This window comes from Williamsia sp. z71 (assembly GCF_059553375.1).
In genome coordinates this window covers 1-16011 of record NZ_JCANWX010000010.1, presented here as the reverse complement: position 1 = coordinate 16011, position 16011 = coordinate 1, and the positions used below count along the sequence as shown (strand labels likewise).

Here is a 16011-nt window from a genome sequence, read left to right as displayed (position 1 = left end):
TTACGGACAAGGTGTCGGCCCGCGAGGCCAAGCGACGTGCGACCCGCGAACGTCTGCTGGAAGCAGCGGTGACGGAGTTCAAGCGCGACGGGATGGCATCGGCCGACATCGGTGCCATCGTCTCCGCGGCCGGCGTGGCACACGGGACGTTTTTCTTCCACTTCCCCACCAAAGAACATGTCCTGCTCGAACTCGAACGGCGCGAAGAACTTCGGATTGCGGACAGCTTGGCAAAGTTCTTCGACACTCCCCACACCGTTCAAGACACGTTGACCCAGATGGTCCGCGAGCTCGAGGACCTCGAAGAGCGACTGGGCGGCAGGTTGTTCAAAGATTTTCTGGCACTGCACTTCTCGACCACTCGACCGCCCCAGGAAGAGTGGGAACATCACCCGGTGATCATCGCGGTGATCGAAGAGCTGGAACGAGCCCGCGACCGCGGCGAACTGCCACCAGAAACCGACGTCTTTCACCACGGCGTCTTCTACCTACTCGGCATGTACGCCCTCTTGGTCACCATCCCCGAATCCCCCGAGGCCCGCACGCAGATCGTCGAGAAATACGTGACCATTGCCTTGCAGGGCATGACGGCCGTCCCCGGATAACCACCCGGGGACGGCCCGGACTGCCGACAAGAAATGGACTCGACCGCGATCGAAACAAAAATCCCTTCCCCTGTCACTACAGGAGAAGGGATTCTTCGTGGAGCCGCCTGCGAGAATCGAACTCGCGACCTTTTCATTACGAGTGAAGCGCTCTACCGACTGAGCTAAGGCGGCGTGCTGCACCAGGCAGCGCCAGCCAGTCTATCCAGCGGTCACGCCGAGGACCAAACCGGCTCAGGTGACCGGAACGCGAGGGGGGACCAAGCCCAGGTCAAAGGACTTTTGGGCCAGATACTGCGCCGCCGCGATCTTCTCCGCGAGGTCGGTGGTAGCGCCTGCGACCTCGAACCCGTTTCGGATCACCGCGGAACCGACGAAGCCGGCCCACACCGTCGAGACGTCGACCGGCACGCCCCCGGCGGCCAGCCCGGCGGTGTATTCGCCGACGATCCGCTCGATGACGTCCTCCCCCAGCCCCACCACGGGACTGTGGCGTCCGAACACCAACTGACCGAGATCGAATCCGACCGCATGGCGTGGCATCTGGGCCAGGTCGATGAGCACGGTCCTCCCACCGCCACTCGGATCGGCAACAAGGTTGTCCGGAGCAGCGTCGCCGTGCACCGGCGTCTGAGGGAGCTCATTCAGGTCGGCAAGGAGGAGTTCGATGTGATCGCCGACCCACAGCAGGTCGTTGATGAGGTCCGTCGGGATTGGGGTGTCGCGGGGTTCGGCCAGCATCTCGGCAAGCAGAATCAGGTCCGACTCCTGAACGCGACTGCGCGCGATCATCGACAGCGCAAACCCGTCATCGAACTCCTGCGACAATGGCGATCCGGCTGCTGCCCGGTTGCCTGACAGCTCGCCCAACAGGCGCGCTGCATTCTCGAATTCACCTGCGGTGGAGAACAGTTGGACATCACCGAGATCCTCCAGCCACATCGATCGCATGTGCGAACCGTGCCACTGCGTGCCCAACAGTGTCACCGTCCGCAACCCCTCGGGGCAGCGTGCCGCCACCTCTGACAGCACGTCCGGGTCCTGCGACCAGGGAAACGTGCGCAAGAAGAACTCTTGAACCGGTGGAGCCAACTCGGCCAGCACCGGCCACTTCGCCGGATGGCGTAACACCTTGACCACCGCCGACGCCTGCCCCTGCTCGCCGCGAAGGAAAACCCGCCACAGACCGGCCGTCCCCGGTGCGGCGACGTCGAATTCGAGCGGCTCCGAGCGGTGGTCGATGTACTGCCCGATTCTCAACCGCTGAGCGACGTCACCGAGCGTGGATTCGTCGGGCGTTGGCAGCTCGATCATGGCCGGCTCCAGGGCATCTTCGGGGGTGTGAACTTCCTTCGATGGTAAAGCCGCCGACCACCACGATGAACGCCTTCGGCCTGATCAACAGGGCTGTCCGGCCTGATCAGTAAGGTTGTCAGAGGAGGTTCGATGACCGAGAGCACGGAACGGACAGTGGTGGCCTTGTCGATTTCGGCACTGGCCGAACTCGGTGTCGAGGTGACTCCCGTCGACGACCCCGAGTACGGCGACGTCTTCCTGGTCGGCCCCGACGCCGAGCGATACTTCCTCCAGAACGTGGTCACCACCTGTCAGCGGTTGCCCGAGGACGAATGGGCCGGCTACATCGCATTCCATTTCCAACAGCACTTCGAGGGGCTGCGTTCCCCCCAGGCCGACGAACTGACCGAACCGGCTTTGCTCTCCGAAGTGCGCACCCGACTGCAGCCGGACACCACCATCGACCCCACGATGACCACCAACTATGCGCGCCCCTTCGTCGGCGATCTGGTGGTGTACCTGTGCCGGGACCTTCCGACCACGGTCGAAACGCTGACCGACCGCACCGTCGAATCACGCGACCTCGACCTGCTGTACCAGGCCGGCCAGCGCAACACCGACGCCGAACCCTTTGACACCGAAGAGCTCTCGGTGGACGGCACCAGGGCGATCACCATACTTCAGGGCGAGTCGTTCTTCATCGCGTCAAAAGCTCTGAACATGCAGAACGTGGTCGAGACCGTCTTGGGCGGCGCCGAGCACGGCGTCGTTTTCAGCGTCCCGCACCGACATCTCCTGATGCTCCATCCGGTCGCCAATCTGCAGTCAACCCTCGCCCTCCGAGAGATCATCGGTTCCACCCACAGACAGGCCGCCGACGCACCCGGCGGCAGCATCAGCCCCCACACCTTTTTCTGGTACGGCGGTCGGGTACAACAGATCACGCAGTACGACCCCGTCAAGAAGGCCGTCACAATCGAGAATCACGGCATGCTCTTCGACGCACTCAGTCGATTCATCTGAGCGCCGGCGCGCGTCACTGCCCCCGAACGATCAATGCCGCAGAGCCATCCCGATCTTGGCGACCATCGCGTCGACGGCAAACTTGGGTTTCACGTTGAACGCGAGCACCTCCCGGCATTCGAGCACCGCCTCGACGCAGGTCAGCAACTCTTCGCGGGTCGCATACCGCGCCATCCCCTGGGTCTGTTCGGCCATGTCGGGATGCATCGCAACCACTGCGGCCCCGTAGGACGCGGCGAGCGCATCGCGGAACAGCGCGGCCAGATCCACCAACGCCCGGTCGAGGAGATCGCGACTGGTACGCGTCTGCCGCGACTTCTGTCGCTTCTCGAGGTCTTTCAGGATGCCCGCCGAGCCACGCAACGCCCCGGCCGCGCCCTTGCCGGTGCCGCCGGCACCCAGTGCCATCCGCATTTCCTCGGTCTCGGCCTCGTCCAACTTGGCGCTGATCGACTTGGCGGCGGCCTCGGCTGACTTCACGAGCTCTTCGGCGGCCTGATATGCCCGCGCATTCGATGTCGCGGCCCGGGCCAACCCCAAGGCCTGCGTGCGCTCGTCGCGCGACTGTTGATCGGTGGCCAGACGACGGGCCCGGCCGACGTGACCACCACACACCGAGGCCGCCCACTGCGCGAGAGAGGGCTCGATGGAGTCCTGCGCGATGAGGACCTCGCTGATGGCTGCCGCGCTGGGCATCACCAGCGGCACGTGCCGACTACGCGAACGCAGGGTGACCGAGATGTCCTCGGGGTCGATGCTCGGCGCGCACAACAGGAACACGGTCCGCGGTGGCGGCTCTTCCACGGCCTTGAGCAACGCGTTGCCCGCCGCCTCGGTGAGCCGGTCGGCGTCCTCGATGAGAACCACCTGCCACCGACCGACACTCGGCCGCCGCGCCGCGGTCTGGACGATGTCCCGCATGCCCTTGACACCGATCGAGAGGCCCTCCGGCACGATCCGCCGGACATCGGAGTGCGTACCGGCCATCACCGTCGTACACGCATGACATTGGCCGCACCCGGGCGCATCGATTCGCTCGCACTGCAAGGCCGCGGCAAAACACTGCGCGGCGATCGATCGTCCCGACCCTGGAGGGCCGGTGAAGAGCCAGGCGTGGGTCATCGCCGACGAGCCGTGTCGCGGTCCATCGTGGTCCGTGACCGCAACTTCACCGTGAGACTCGCGCTCACGTATCGCAGCCAGCTGGGCTGCGGCGATGGCCGCAGATGTGAGTTCGCCCACGACCGCATGCTGGCCGACGAGCCGATCGAACACTGTTGTCACAGGTCAACCCTATCTCGAAGGCCGGACAGCGATGCTTAACTCCTGCAAGCGGCCAGCTACCGTATGCACGTGGTACAGAGACAGTCACAGCTGCAACATGCGTGGCACATGTTGCGCTGGCTGGTGCGCACACCTTGGCCGGTGCTGGCGCTGGACATGCTTCGGGCGAACATCGCCGGAGCCCTGTTCACCTTTGCTTTTCTCCGTTTCGGACTCCCCGAACAGACCTCGGTCAGCCTCTCCCAGATCAGCGGCGTCGGCCAGTTGGTCTTCGTCGTCTATCTCGTCCTGGCCGGCATGGTCAGTGCCTACGCCACGATTCGGCTCTCCCTGCCGGTGCTGGTCTGGCATCGGCGACGATCCCGTCCCGACAACGAAGCCGCCCGGCGGCGCGCACTTCGACTGCCGCTGCTCCTGATGCTCGTCCACGGCGGGCTGTGGCTTGTCGGCGGCGTGGTGTTCTCGTTACTGAGCCTGTCCCAGTCGGGTCGCACCGCGATCGTGGTGGCCCTGGGGTCGTTTGTCGGCGCCCTGGTGACCTCGGTGCTGGGGTACATGCAGTCCGAGAAGATCCTGCGCCCGATCACCGTCGCGGCGATGGCCAACAATCCCGAGGCCGCCACCGCGCCCAGCGTCACCCAGCGCATCATCTTGTTCTGGGTGATCAGCGTGGCCGCCCCGCTGGCAGTGATCATCGCGCTGGTCGTCGGCCAGAAGACCGGCATCATCGACACCGACGCCGAAGGCCTGCAACGGCCCATCCTGTGGATGGCCGGCGCCGCCCTGGTGTTCGGATCGATCGGCGTGGTGCGTGTCGTCTCGGCGATTGCCGACCCGATCAAGCAGCTGACCCTCGCGCAGCACGAGGTGCGTGAGGGCAACCTCGACACCTCCGTGCGCATCTACGACGGCAGCGATCTGGGCCTGCTGCAGGCCGGCTTCAACGAGATGGTCGCCGACGTTCGCGAACGCCAGGAACTGCGCAACCTGTTCGGCCGCTACGTGGGCGAGGACGTCGCCCGACGGGCCATCGAAAGCGGCACCGAGCTCGGTGGTGAAGAACGCTACGTGGGCGTGCTGTTCGTCGACATCGTCGGTTCGACCAGCCTGGCCGTCAACCTGCCTCCGCGGGAGGTCGTGGACCTGCTCAACGAGTTCTTCCGGGTGATCGTCGATGTGGTCGGACGGCACGGCGGCTTCGTCAACAAGTTCCAGGGTGACGCGGCGCTGGCCATTTTCGGCGCACCGCTCGACATGGAGGACTTCGCCGGGCAAGCTCTTGCGGCCGCCCGCATCCTGCGCAAGGAACTCGACGCCGCCCTCGGTGACACCGACATCGGTATCGGGGTCTCGGCGGGCAAGGCCATCGCCGGACACATCGGTTCGAGCCAACGCTTCGAATACACCGTGATCGGCGACCCGGTGAACGAGGCCGCCCGGCTGACCGAGCTGGCCAAATACGAGCCGAGCCGGGTCCTGGGATCAGCCCGCGCGGTGTATCTCGCCTCCGCCGCCGAGGCCGCACACTGGGACATCGGCGAGGGCATCGAATTGCGCGGCCGTGGGATCGAGACCCGCTTGGCCAGACCGAACTACGCCATCAACTATTAGATTCCAAGTTCGTCCCGCAGGCGGACGCCGACGGGAATACTCCCTCGACACCCGCCTGCGGGACATTCCTGGCGTCAATCCGACTCGGGTGCAGCCTTCTTGGCCGCGGCCTTTTTCGCCGGGGCCTTCTTGGCGGTGGCCTTCTTGGCCGCCGTCTTCTTTGCTGCGGCCTTCTTGGCCGGAGCCTTCTTCGCGGCCTTCTTGGCGGTCTTCTTGGCGGCCTTCTTCGCCGGACCACGAGCGCGCCGGTCGGCCAACAATTCCGATGCACGTTCGTCGGTGATCGACGCGACGTCGTCGTCCTTGCGCAGGCTGGCGTTGGTCTCACCGTCGGTGACGTACGGACCGAACCGGCCGTCCTTGATCACCATCGGCTGCTCCGACACGGGGTCGGTACCGAGTTCACGCAGCGGCGGCGCGGCAGCTGCCCGCCCCCGACGCTTCGGCTCGGAATAGATCTTCAACGCCTCTTCGAGGGTGATGTCGAAGATCTGGTCTTCCGAGGTCAACGAACGAGAGTCGGTGCCGCGCTTGAGGTACGGCCCGTAGCGACCGTTTTGCGCGGTGATCTCCTGACCTTCTTCGTCCTTGCCGACGATTCGAGGCAACGACAGCAACTTCAGCGCATCGTCGAGGGTGACCGTCGCGATGTCCATCGACTTGAACAGCGACCCGGTACGGGGCTTCGGCCCGGCCTTCTTCGCTGCCTTCTTGGCAGTCTTCTTGGCCGTCGCCTTCTTGGTTGCGGTGGCGGTCAACGTGTCGCCGGGTGCGTCCAGCGGCGTGACGCCCTCGTCGAGCGGAGTCGGCGCCGGCGGCGGGGTCAGGGCAGGCACTGTGCCGCCTTCTGGGCCTTCGTCTTCGGGCTCCGGCATGATCTCGGTGACGTACGGCCCGAAACGACCCTCCTTGGCAACGATTTCGTTGCCGGAGAGCGGATCGACGCCGAGTACACGGCCCTCTTGCGGTGTGCTGAAGAGCTTTTCGGCCAGATCCAGTGTCAGCTCATCCGGGGTGATGTCGTCAGGCAGATTGGCGCGCTGCGACTCCGGCTCTCCCCCGTCCTCGGGCGTGACCGTGCGTTCGAGGTAGGGACCGAACCGGCCCACCCGCACGTACACCGGGCGGCCCTGTTCGTCGTCGAACAAGCGGATCGAGTTGACCTCACGCGCGTCGATTTCTTCGAGGTTCACACCGACGAGCTTTTTGAGGCCGGTACCTTCTTGGCCTTCGGCGCCTTCTTTTCCGAAATAGAAGCCGGTCAACCAATCCGTGCGATTCTCGGCGCCCTGGGCGATCTGATCCAGATCATCTTCGAGGGTGGCCGTGAAGTCGTAGTCGACAAGGCGTTTGAAGTACGCCTCGAGCAGACCGACCACCGCAAACGCAATCCAGGACGGCACCAGGGCCGACCCCTTCTTGTGCACGTATCCGCGGTCCTGGATGGTGCCGATGATCGACGCGTACGTCGACGGACGGCCAATCCCCAACTCCTCCAACGTCTTCACCAGAGAGGCCTCGGTGTAGCGCGCCGGTGGATTGGTGGTGTGTCCGTCCGGCTTGAGCTCCGTCGCGGTGAGCGACTGGCCCTGAACAAGATTCGGCAGACGGCTCTCGGCATCGTCGGCGGTGCCGCCGGTCTGTTCGTCGACGGTCTCCACGTAGGCGGACAAGAATCCGGGGAACGTGATGGTGCGACCGGACGCGGCAAAGGTACACGTCTCGCCGGTATTGGCGTTGCCACTGATCCGCAGACTCATGGTGGTACCGCGCGCGTCGGCCATCTGCGAGGCGACCGTACGCTGCCAGATCAACTCGTAGAGCTTGAACTCGTCGGACTGCAGCGCGGAGGCAACCTGACCGGGGGTCCGGAACGATTCACCGGCCGGACGGATGGCCTCGTGCGCCTCCTGCGCGTTCTTGACCTTGCGGGTGTACTGCCGCGGGGTCGGATGCACGAAGTCTGCACCATAGAGGTCCCGGGCCTGGTTCCGCGCCGCGATGATCGCCGATTCCGACAGTGTCGTCGAGTCGGTACGCATATAGGTGATGTAGCCGTTTTCATACAACCGCTGCGCCACCCGCATGGTGCGATCGGAGGTGAACCGCAGCTTGCGGCCGGCCTCCTGCTGCAGGGTCGAGGTCATGAACGGCGCATACGGCTTGCGGGTGTAGGGCTTCTCCTCCACCGAGGCCACCGAGAGCGATGCACCCTGCAGACCCGAGGCCAGCGCCACCGCGCGGGCTTCATCGAGAACGGTGACGTCGTCCTTCTTCAGGCCACCCGTCGAATCGAAGTCACGGCCGCTGGCCACCCGGGCCCCATCGACACTGACCAGTCGGGCACCGAAACTACGTGGCTTCGCCGATTCTCCGGCGTCGAGCGTGGCGGCGATATCCCAGTACTCGGCCGACCGGAACGCCATCCGCTCGCGTTCGCGTTCGACGATGATCCGCGTGGCCACCGACTGCACCCGGCCCGCCGACAGCTTCGGCATGACCTTCTTCCACAGGACCGGCGAGACCTCATAACCGTAGAGACGGTCGAGGATGCGTCGGGTTTCCTGCGCATCGACCAGGTCTTCGTCCAGGTCGCGGGGGCTTTCGGCGGCAGCACGGATCGCCGACTCGGTGATCTCGTGGAAGACCATCCGTTTGACCGGGACCTTGGGCTTGAGCGTTTCGAGCAGATGCCACGCGATGGCTTCACCCTCGCGGTCACCGTCTGTCGCGAGGTAGAGCTCGTCGACGTCCTTCAACAGAGCCTTCAGCTCGGTGACGGTCGACTTCTTGTCCGGCGAGACCACGTACAACGGTTCGAAGTTCTCGTCGACGTTCACCCCGAGCCGAGCCCACGGCTGTCCCTTGTATTTGGCGGGCACATCGGCCGCGCCGCGCGGCAGGTCACGAATGTGACCGCGCGAGGACTCGACCACGTAGTTCGGGCCGAGATACGACGAGATCTTGCGGGCCTTCGTCGGGGACTCGACGATCACGAGACGGCGCACTGCCTTACCTGTCCCGCGAGCTGCTGTATCTGAATCCGCCACCGTAGTTGCCTGCACCTTTCATGGTTCTTCTGGCCGTTTGTACCTTATGTATAGCGGTAGTGGCATCCGAGTATGCCGCCTGGCACCCGAGAAGAGCCTGATCAGGCCGTCGGCACCCCAGCTTTGAACAGGGTGTATTCGCAGTTCAGATAGTGAATTGCGAGAAATTTGATCAAATTAATGGCCAATGTGCCGCCGCGCCCGGAATGTCCGGTGGTTCACCGACCGATTCGATCAGACGCGTCAGACGCCGTTTTCCGGCGATCCGCAACGAGGGATTGGCGCCGCGTGTGCCCACCAGCGTCGGCGCGATCCCCGCCCGCATCACCGCAGTCGCCAGAGAACCGTGTGAGTCGGGAGCGTGCGGATCAAGGCCCAGTACGTACCGCTCGGCGTCGCGACGACCGGCCGCGATGACCCACAGCCGCAGCGCGCGGGGTCCGGGTACCCAGTTCGGGGGCATCGTTTTGATCGCACCCTTCGTCCAGGCGCGATAGAGATCCTCGAGTTCGGGGGTCGTGACCGTCCCCACGAGGGGGGAACCCTCAGACGACAGCGAGATCTCCGCAGCGACGCCGCAGCGCTCGAACTCGTCGGCCAGGGCCCGGGCACGCCAGTCATCGGGAACCACCACCGACAGACGTGCGCCCTGAGGGTTCACCGAGATCTGGCCGGCGGTCGCCAAGATCCCGGCGAGATCGTCAATCGACGGCTCGTCGGTCTCCGCGGAGAACATCGACAGCTGACCCACGTTAGAACCGTACGGTATTTTCACCCGAAAACGACTGACCCCCGACGCCGTTTCACGACAAACCGGGGGTAAGACGCCGACACCGGGTTGTGGTGCCGGAGATGAATCAGAGGTACTTCACGCAATGCGAAGGTCCTCGATGGAGTGCCCACGAGGGGCGATCTGATGAAGGGTGCCGCTACAACCCTCGAACACCCGTGGCCTGCGGACCTTTCGTTCCCTGACCGACCTCGAACTCGACCCGCTGGTTCTCCTCGAGAGTGCGGAAACCGGATCCCTGGATCTCGGAGTAGTGGACAAACACATCGTCGGGTCCGTCATCTGGCGCAATGAAGCCGAAGCCCTTTTCCGCGTTGAACCACTTCACAGTTCCCTGTGCCATTCTTGTATTCCTTTTCTTTCACCGGATACGACGGGGAGTTACCCACGTCGGGCCGGTTCCGACCGCCATACCTTCTGGCGCCGTTTACGGGTGCCCCCCGCACACTGACCTTCAGTACCACGCTCGCAACACGATCCCAAGAGACTGGCCGTTATCTTGAACCGCCCCCCAGAAGCTGCGACCACAACAAGTCAATCATGTTCTGGGCGTACACAACAGTCAGGAAGTCAAACTGATTCAAATCATGGTCGACTTCGCAATCGACACTTCACAGTAGGTAATATTACGAGGTGATGAACTGGATCGATGACTAGCTCCGACTTCGGCTCCCAACTGCTCGCCCGCACGCTGGCGGGCGTCGGACCTGACGAATCACCCTTGACCCACAAGGCCCTGATCCCCAGCAGGACAGCCAGTTTCACCGAATGGCCGACCTGGGTCGGCGACCCGGTCCGGCAGGCATTGATCGATGCCGGTATTCGCCGACCGTGGTCCCATCAGGTCGCCGCCGCGGAACACGCCCGCGCCGGACGCCATGTGGTCCTGGCAACCGGCACCGCCTCAGGCAAATCCCTTGCGTACCAGGTGCCGATCCTCACCCGGCTCCTGGAAGACCCGCGAGCAACTGCTCTCTATCTTTCCCCCACCAAAGCACTCGGCTCCGACCAGTTGCGTTCGGTGAGTTCGCTACTGGCCGGTCGTAAAGAGTTCTTACATCTTCAGCCCTGTGCATACGACGGCGACACCGAACCGGCCATTCGGCAATGGGCTCGAGAACATTCCCGATGGATATTCACGAATCCGGACATGCTCCATATCGGAATCCTCTCTTCACACGCCCGTTGGCGGCATTTCATGAGAGGTTTGGCCTTCATCGTCGTCGACGAATGCCACCATTACCGTGGCGTATTCGGCTCACATACCGCACTGGTCATACGACGCCTGTTACGGATCGCCCGCGCGGCCGGGGCCGACCCCGTGGTGATCGGCGCAAGTGCCACCTCCGGCAGTCCGGGCGCCGCGATGAGCCGCATGATCGGAGCCGACTGTGCCGAGATCACCGAGGACGGTTCACCCCACGGCGCGCGCACCGTCGCACTGTGGGAGCCCGCGTTCATCCCCGGGATCAGCGGCGAGAACGGTGCCCCAGTCCGCAGGCAAGCAGGCGCCGAAGCCGCGCGCATCCTCGCCGACCTCGTGCTCGAAGGTGCACGGACGCTCTGCTTCGTGCGCAGCCGGCGGGGCGTCGAACTCACCGCGTTGTCGGCCAAACGCATTCTGGAACAGGTCGACCCGGAGTTGGCTCCGCGAGTGGCCGCATACCGGGCGGGTTACCTGGCCGACGATCGCCGGACACTTGAACGCGATCTGGCCGACGGGAAGCTTCTCGGGGTCGCCACCACCAACGCACTGGAGCTCGGCGTCGACATCAGCGGACTCGATGCCATTGTGGTGGCCGGGTTTCCGGGTACGGTCGCCTCCTTCTGGCAACAGGCGGGCCGGGCCGGACGTCGCGGCGAGGGATCCTTGGTGGTGCTCGTCGCCCGCGACGACCCGCTCGACACCTATCTCGTCAATCATCCGGAAGCGCTGTTGGACAAGCCCGTTGAAGCCACGGTCACAGACCCGACCAATCCCTACGTCCTGGGACCGCAATTGCTCTGTGCCGCAGCAGAAATGCCGCTCAAAGAATCGGAGGTCGATGCCTTCGGCGCACGCGAACTACTCGAGGACCTGGCCGTCCGCGGGCTCATCCGGCACCGCAAGGCGGGGTGGTACGTCGCCCCTGGCGTCGAGCCGCACGCCGACGTCGACATCCGCGGCGGTATCGGTGGACAGGTGATGATCGTCGACGAGACCACTGCCCAGCTACTCGGGACCGTCGACTCGGGCCGGGCGATGTCGACTGTGCACCCGGGAGCGGTTCACATCCATCGCGGCGAGAGCTACGTCGTCGACGAGCTCGACCTCGAAGACGGTCTGGCGCTGGTTCACCCGGAAGAACCGGACTGGACCACCAGCGCGCGAGAGACCACTCTGGTCGAGATCACCGACGTGATGGAGACCAATACGTTCGGATCGCTGACGGTGGCCCTGGTCAGGGTCGACGTGACCCACCAGGTCGTCGGATATCTGCGCAAACTGCACACCGGAGAGATCCTCGATTCGGTCGAATTGGACATGCCGGCCCAAACCCTTTCGACCCGGGCGGTGATGTACACGATCGAACCCGACGCCCTCGAGGCGGTCGGCGTCACCGTGGGTATGTTCCCCGGCGCCCTGCACGCCGCCGAACATGCTGCCATCGGACTGTTGCCGCTGGTCGCGACCTGCGACCGGTGGGACATCGGCGGACTGTCGACGAACCTCCATCCCGATACCGGACTGCCGACGGTGTTCGTCTACGACGGGTATCCCGGCGGGGCAGGATTCGCCGACCGCGGTCACGAAGCTTTCGAGATCTGGATCCGCGCGACGCGAGATGCCGTGTCGCACTGCGCTTGTGAATCGGGTTGTCCGTCATGTGTGCAGTCCCCAAAATGCGGGAACGGCAACGATCCGCTGGACAAGGCCGGCGCCGTTCGGGTGCTCGATCTGATCCTGAGGCAACTGCCGAGTTCTCTGGCCTCCGATTCCGACACCCCGTGACGGCGTCAGGGTGAGCAGTGTTCCCGGGTGTCGATCAGCCGCATGAAAAGCAGGTCTGGTGTCGCTCGAACGGCGGAGATAATGCTGTTATGAGGGTCCGAACGGGTTTACCGTGAGGAATCCGATCAGCTGAAAAAGGTAAATCCAATGACGCAATCGCCCGGGCAGCCAGACCCCTACGACCAGACCCGCATCAGGCCCGCCTCGGCGCCACCCACTCCGCCGCCCGCCGATTCAGGATCGGGCCAGGGCCCTGCGCAGTATGGTGGGCCCCCGCCGCAGCAACCCTACGGCGCACCACAGCCGCAATACGGCGGGCCGCCACAGGCGTGGCAATCCCAGCCCGGACAGGCACCGCCGTACGGACAACAATCACGGCCACCCGCGCCGCAATACGGACAGAATCCCTACGGCGCCCAACCGCAGTCCGGGCCGACACCTCAGTACGGACAGGGGCCTCAGTACGGACAGGCGCCCCAGTACGCACAGCCCCAGGCGGATTCGGCAGGACCGGTGTCTTCCACGGTCCGCGTCATCGGCTGGGCGATCGCAGGGTTTGCGGTCCTCGCCGTCATCGCCGCGTTCCTGCCGTGGATCTCCGGCACCGTAAGTGTCAACGGCATCGGTGATTCAGATACCGGGGCCACCGATGGCGTTCTGACCGCGACCCTCGGTGTGGTCGCCGGGATCTTCGGGGTGGTCAGTGCGGCGATCGCCAAGCGCTCGGGCCTACACCTCACCGCCGGCATCATCGCTGTTGTGGCCGGCGCCCTGATCACCTTGATCGCGGTCATCGACATCTTTGACGTCCTCGACGCCGAGAACACCTGGGGGTTGGGTTTCGAGGTCGGTTTCGGCCTGTGGCTCACGTTGTTCGCCGGCATCGCCGTCGTGATCGCCGGCATCGCCGCCGTGGTGAAACGGACCTGACCGTCAGATCGACCGGAAGCCGCTGCCCACGATATTCCGGCCGTTCAGGTCGTCCAGAATCGTCGTCATCGGCGTGCTGATGGCGGGGTTGTGGATCGGGAAGTTCGGGTTGGTGCAGGGCACGTCGATCTCGAGGCCGGTGCCGCCGATGTTGCGGATGACGCGACCACCGTTGAGCAATCCGACGACCTTGTCCCCCACCACGATCGGCGCGCCGGAATCACCGTGGTTGGAACAGACCTGGCTCAGGGTGAATGTCGGTACCTGCGGGTCATTGCCCCACACGATGCCGCACGTGGTGCCGGTGGTGCGGCCGGCCTTGCAGGCCGACTGGCCGAAAACCGGCCGAGGGCCGGTACCCGATATGGTCAGTCCCCGGTAGCTGCGCTGGGGCGTGACCTTGGACTTGTCGAACTCGATGACGGCATAGTCCCAGCGGAAGTTGGACTCCGTGATCACGCCGAGTACGCCCGAGCCCATGCTCTTCTCTGCCTTGACCGCGCTCCCGCGTCCGCCGCAGTGACCGGCGGTCAGACCCACCAGCCGTCCCGCGCGGTCATGCCCGATGGTGGTCAGCGTGCACACGGCGTTGTCTGCGATGACAATCCCGGCACCACCACCGAGCCCCACGGGCGGGGCCGCACTGGCGGTTGTGGCGGTCATCCCGGACACTCCGATCAACGCGATAAATCCGGTCACGATAGCCAACAGTCGCCGCATCAAGCCCCCACCAATTCCCCTGTAGTCGTCCAAGTCTCTCCGCACCCTATGCTGCTACCGCACCCAGCCGCCAGTCGCCTGCCGATTTGCTCCGGCAATGCCCACATCCGACAACACAACACCGACGAAATGTGTTGCGAGGTAGGAGCTCTCGCAAGGCCAACGTGCACCTATCACGATCGTCGAGCCCCACAGCACAGTAGCCGGCCACCCATCAAGTTCATGTACCAAACTGGTCTGGACATAGCAAAATACCCTGTATTCGAGTCCATTACTGGAATCGAATACAGGGTATTCGCAAATTGTGTTCGGCGGTGTCCTACTCTCCCACACTGATTAGGGTGCAGTACCATCGGCGCTGGTAGGCTTAGCTTCCGGGTTCGGAATGGGACCGGGCGTTTCCCTACCGCTATAGCCGCCGTAACAATGTGAAACAACCATCGTCACAAATCAAGTCAATGATTAGTGCTGATCATTTGTTTGTTTGTGTGTTGTTTCAGATATTGCACAGTGGATGCGTGACAAACTTTGTTTGTTTTGGTTGTAAGTCCTCGGCCGATTAGTACCAGTCACCTGCACCCGTTACCGGGCTTCCAGTTCTGGCCTATCTACCCCATGGTCTGTAGGGGGCCTTAACCCTGCTAAGAGGGTGAGAAACCTCATCTTGGAACAGGCTTCCCGCTTAGATGCTTTCAGCGGTTATCCCTTCCGAACGTAGCTAACCAGCGGTGCCCTTGGTAGGACAACTGGCACACCAGAGGTTCGTCCGTCCCGGTCCTCTCGTACTAGGGACAGGTTTCCTCAAGTTTCTTACGCGCGCGGCGGATAGAGACCGAACTGTCTCACGACGTTCTAAACCCAGCTCGCGTGCCGCTTTAATGGGCGAACAGCCCAACCCTTGGGACCTACTCCAGCCCCAGGATGCGACGAGCCGACATCGAGGTGCCAAACCATCCCGTCGATATGGACTCTTGGGGAAGATCAGCCTGTTATCCCCGGGGTACCTTTTATCCGTTGAGCGACACCGCTTCCACTTGCCGGTGCCGGATCACTAGTCCCGACTTTCGTCCCTGCTCGACATGTACGTCTCACAGTCAAGCTCCCTTGTGCACTTACACTCAACACCTGATTGCCAACCAGGCTGAGGGAACCTTTGGGCGCCTCCGTTACATTTTAGGAGGCAACCGCCCCAGTTAAACTACCCACCAGGCACTGTCCCTGAACCAGATCATGGTCCGAAGTTAGATGTCCAATACGATCAGAGTGGTATTTCAACAACGACTCCACACACACTGGCGTGCATGTATCACAGTCTCCCACCTATCCTACACAAACCGAACCGAACAACAATACCAAGCTATAGTGAAGGTCCCGGGGTCTTTTCGTCCTGCCGCGCGTAACGAGCATCTTTACTCGTAATGCAATTTCGCCGAGTCTGTGGTTGAGACAGCAGAGAAGTCGTTACGCCATTCGTGCAGGTCGGAACTTACCCGACAAGGAATTTCGCTACCTTAGGATGGTTATAGTTACCACCGCCGTTTACTGGGGCTTAAATTCTCAGCTTCACCACCGAAGTGATTAACCGGTCCTCTTAACCTTCCAGCACCGGGCAGGCGTCAGTCCGTATACATCGTCTTACGACTTCGCACGGACCTGTGTTTTTAGTAAACAGTCGCTTCTCTCTGGTCTCTGCGACCACACCCAGCTCAG

At 63.4% G+C, this 16011-nt stretch carries 11 protein-coding genes, 1 tRNA gene and 2 rRNA genes; 5 read left to right on the top strand and 9 right to left on the bottom strand.

All coding sequences use genetic code 11. The annotated features are described in order from the left end of the window. Positions 1–11: 11 nt before the first annotated feature. Complete coding sequence (locus tag AC51GR_RS21955) at positions 12–605, top strand: TetR family transcriptional regulator (protein ID WP_496326778.1); 594 nt, start codon at positions 12–14, stop codon at positions 603–605. A gap of 98 nt (positions 606–703) precedes the next feature. Here AC51GR_RS21955 and AC51GR_RS21950 read toward each other — a convergent pair. Next, a tRNA-Thr gene (locus tag AC51GR_RS21950) sits at positions 704–779 on the bottom strand. 60 nt (positions 780–839) lie between these two features. Further along, positions 840–1919, bottom strand: coding sequence for a phosphotransferase (locus tag AC51GR_RS21945; protein WP_496326777.1), 1080 nt, complete (start codon positions 1917–1919; stop codon positions 840–842). A gap of 132 nt (positions 1920–2051) precedes the next feature. On the opposite strand from AC51GR_RS21945, the gene AC51GR_RS21940 reads away from it, so the two are divergent. Further along, positions 2052–2924: a hypothetical protein gene (locus AC51GR_RS21940; protein WP_496326776.1), complete on the top strand. Its 873-nt coding sequence runs from the start codon at positions 2052–2054 to the stop codon at positions 2922–2924. 30 nt (positions 2925–2954) lie between these two features. Here AC51GR_RS21940 and AC51GR_RS21935 read toward each other — a convergent pair whose 3' ends face one another. Next, the gene (locus AC51GR_RS21935; RefSeq protein WP_496326775.1) at positions 2955–4208 is read right to left on the bottom strand and encodes a DNA polymerase III subunit delta'; all 1254 of its coding nucleotides are present in this window, start codon (positions 4206–4208) and stop codon (positions 2955–2957) included. Between the two features lie 63 nt (positions 4209–4271). Between AC51GR_RS21935 and AC51GR_RS21930 the strand changes: the two genes are divergently transcribed. Next, positions 4272–5819 (top strand): adenylate/guanylate cyclase domain-containing protein, encoded by a 1548-nt coding sequence (locus AC51GR_RS21930; RefSeq protein ID WP_496326774.1) that lies wholly within the window; start codon positions 4272–4274, stop codon positions 5817–5819. Between the two features lie 74 nt (positions 5820–5893). Here the strand turns inward: AC51GR_RS21930 and topA are convergent, their stop codons facing one another. The 3 genes from topA to AC51GR_RS21915 form a co-directional block, all read right to left on the bottom strand. Then, complete coding sequence (gene topA, locus AC51GR_RS21925) at positions 5894–8869, bottom strand: type I DNA topoisomerase (protein WP_496326773.1); 2976 nt, start codon at positions 8867–8869, stop codon at positions 5894–5896. Positions 8870–9041: 172 nt separating this feature from the next. Next, the gene (locus tag AC51GR_RS21920) at positions 9042–9620 is read right to left on the bottom strand and encodes a hypothetical protein (protein WP_496326772.1); all 579 of its coding nucleotides are present in this window, start codon (positions 9618–9620) and stop codon (positions 9042–9044) included. A 178-nt stretch (positions 9621–9798) separates the two neighbouring features. Continuing rightward, complete coding sequence (locus AC51GR_RS21915) at positions 9799–10002, bottom strand: cold-shock protein (protein ID WP_020109852.1); 204 nt, start codon at positions 10000–10002, stop codon at positions 9799–9801. Positions 10003–10308: 306 nt separating this feature from the next. Between AC51GR_RS21915 and AC51GR_RS21910 the strand changes: the two genes are divergently transcribed. Then, on the top strand, positions 10309–12651 hold the full coding sequence (locus AC51GR_RS21910) for a DEAD/DEAH box helicase (RefSeq protein ID WP_496326771.1): 2343 nt from the start codon (positions 10309–10311) through the stop codon (positions 12649–12651). A gap of 147 nt (positions 12652–12798) precedes the next feature. Then, positions 12799–13581, top strand: a complete 783-nt coding sequence (locus AC51GR_RS21905; protein ID WP_496326770.1) for a hypothetical protein — start codon at positions 12799–12801, stop codon at positions 13579–13581. Positions 13582–13584: 3 nt separating this feature from the next. Here AC51GR_RS21905 and AC51GR_RS21900 read toward each other — a convergent pair whose 3' ends face one another. From AC51GR_RS21900 to AC51GR_RS21890, 3 genes are all read right to left on the bottom strand, one after another. Then, positions 13585–14244, bottom strand: coding sequence for a S1 family peptidase (locus AC51GR_RS21900; protein WP_496326769.1), 660 nt, complete (start codon positions 14242–14244; stop codon positions 13585–13587). Positions 14245–14607: 363 nt separating this feature from the next. Next, positions 14608–14724 (bottom strand): 5S ribosomal RNA (rrf, locus tag AC51GR_RS21895). 115 nt (positions 14725–14839) lie between these two features. Next, positions 14840–16011, bottom strand: a 23S ribosomal RNA gene (locus AC51GR_RS21890); the annotation flags it as partial.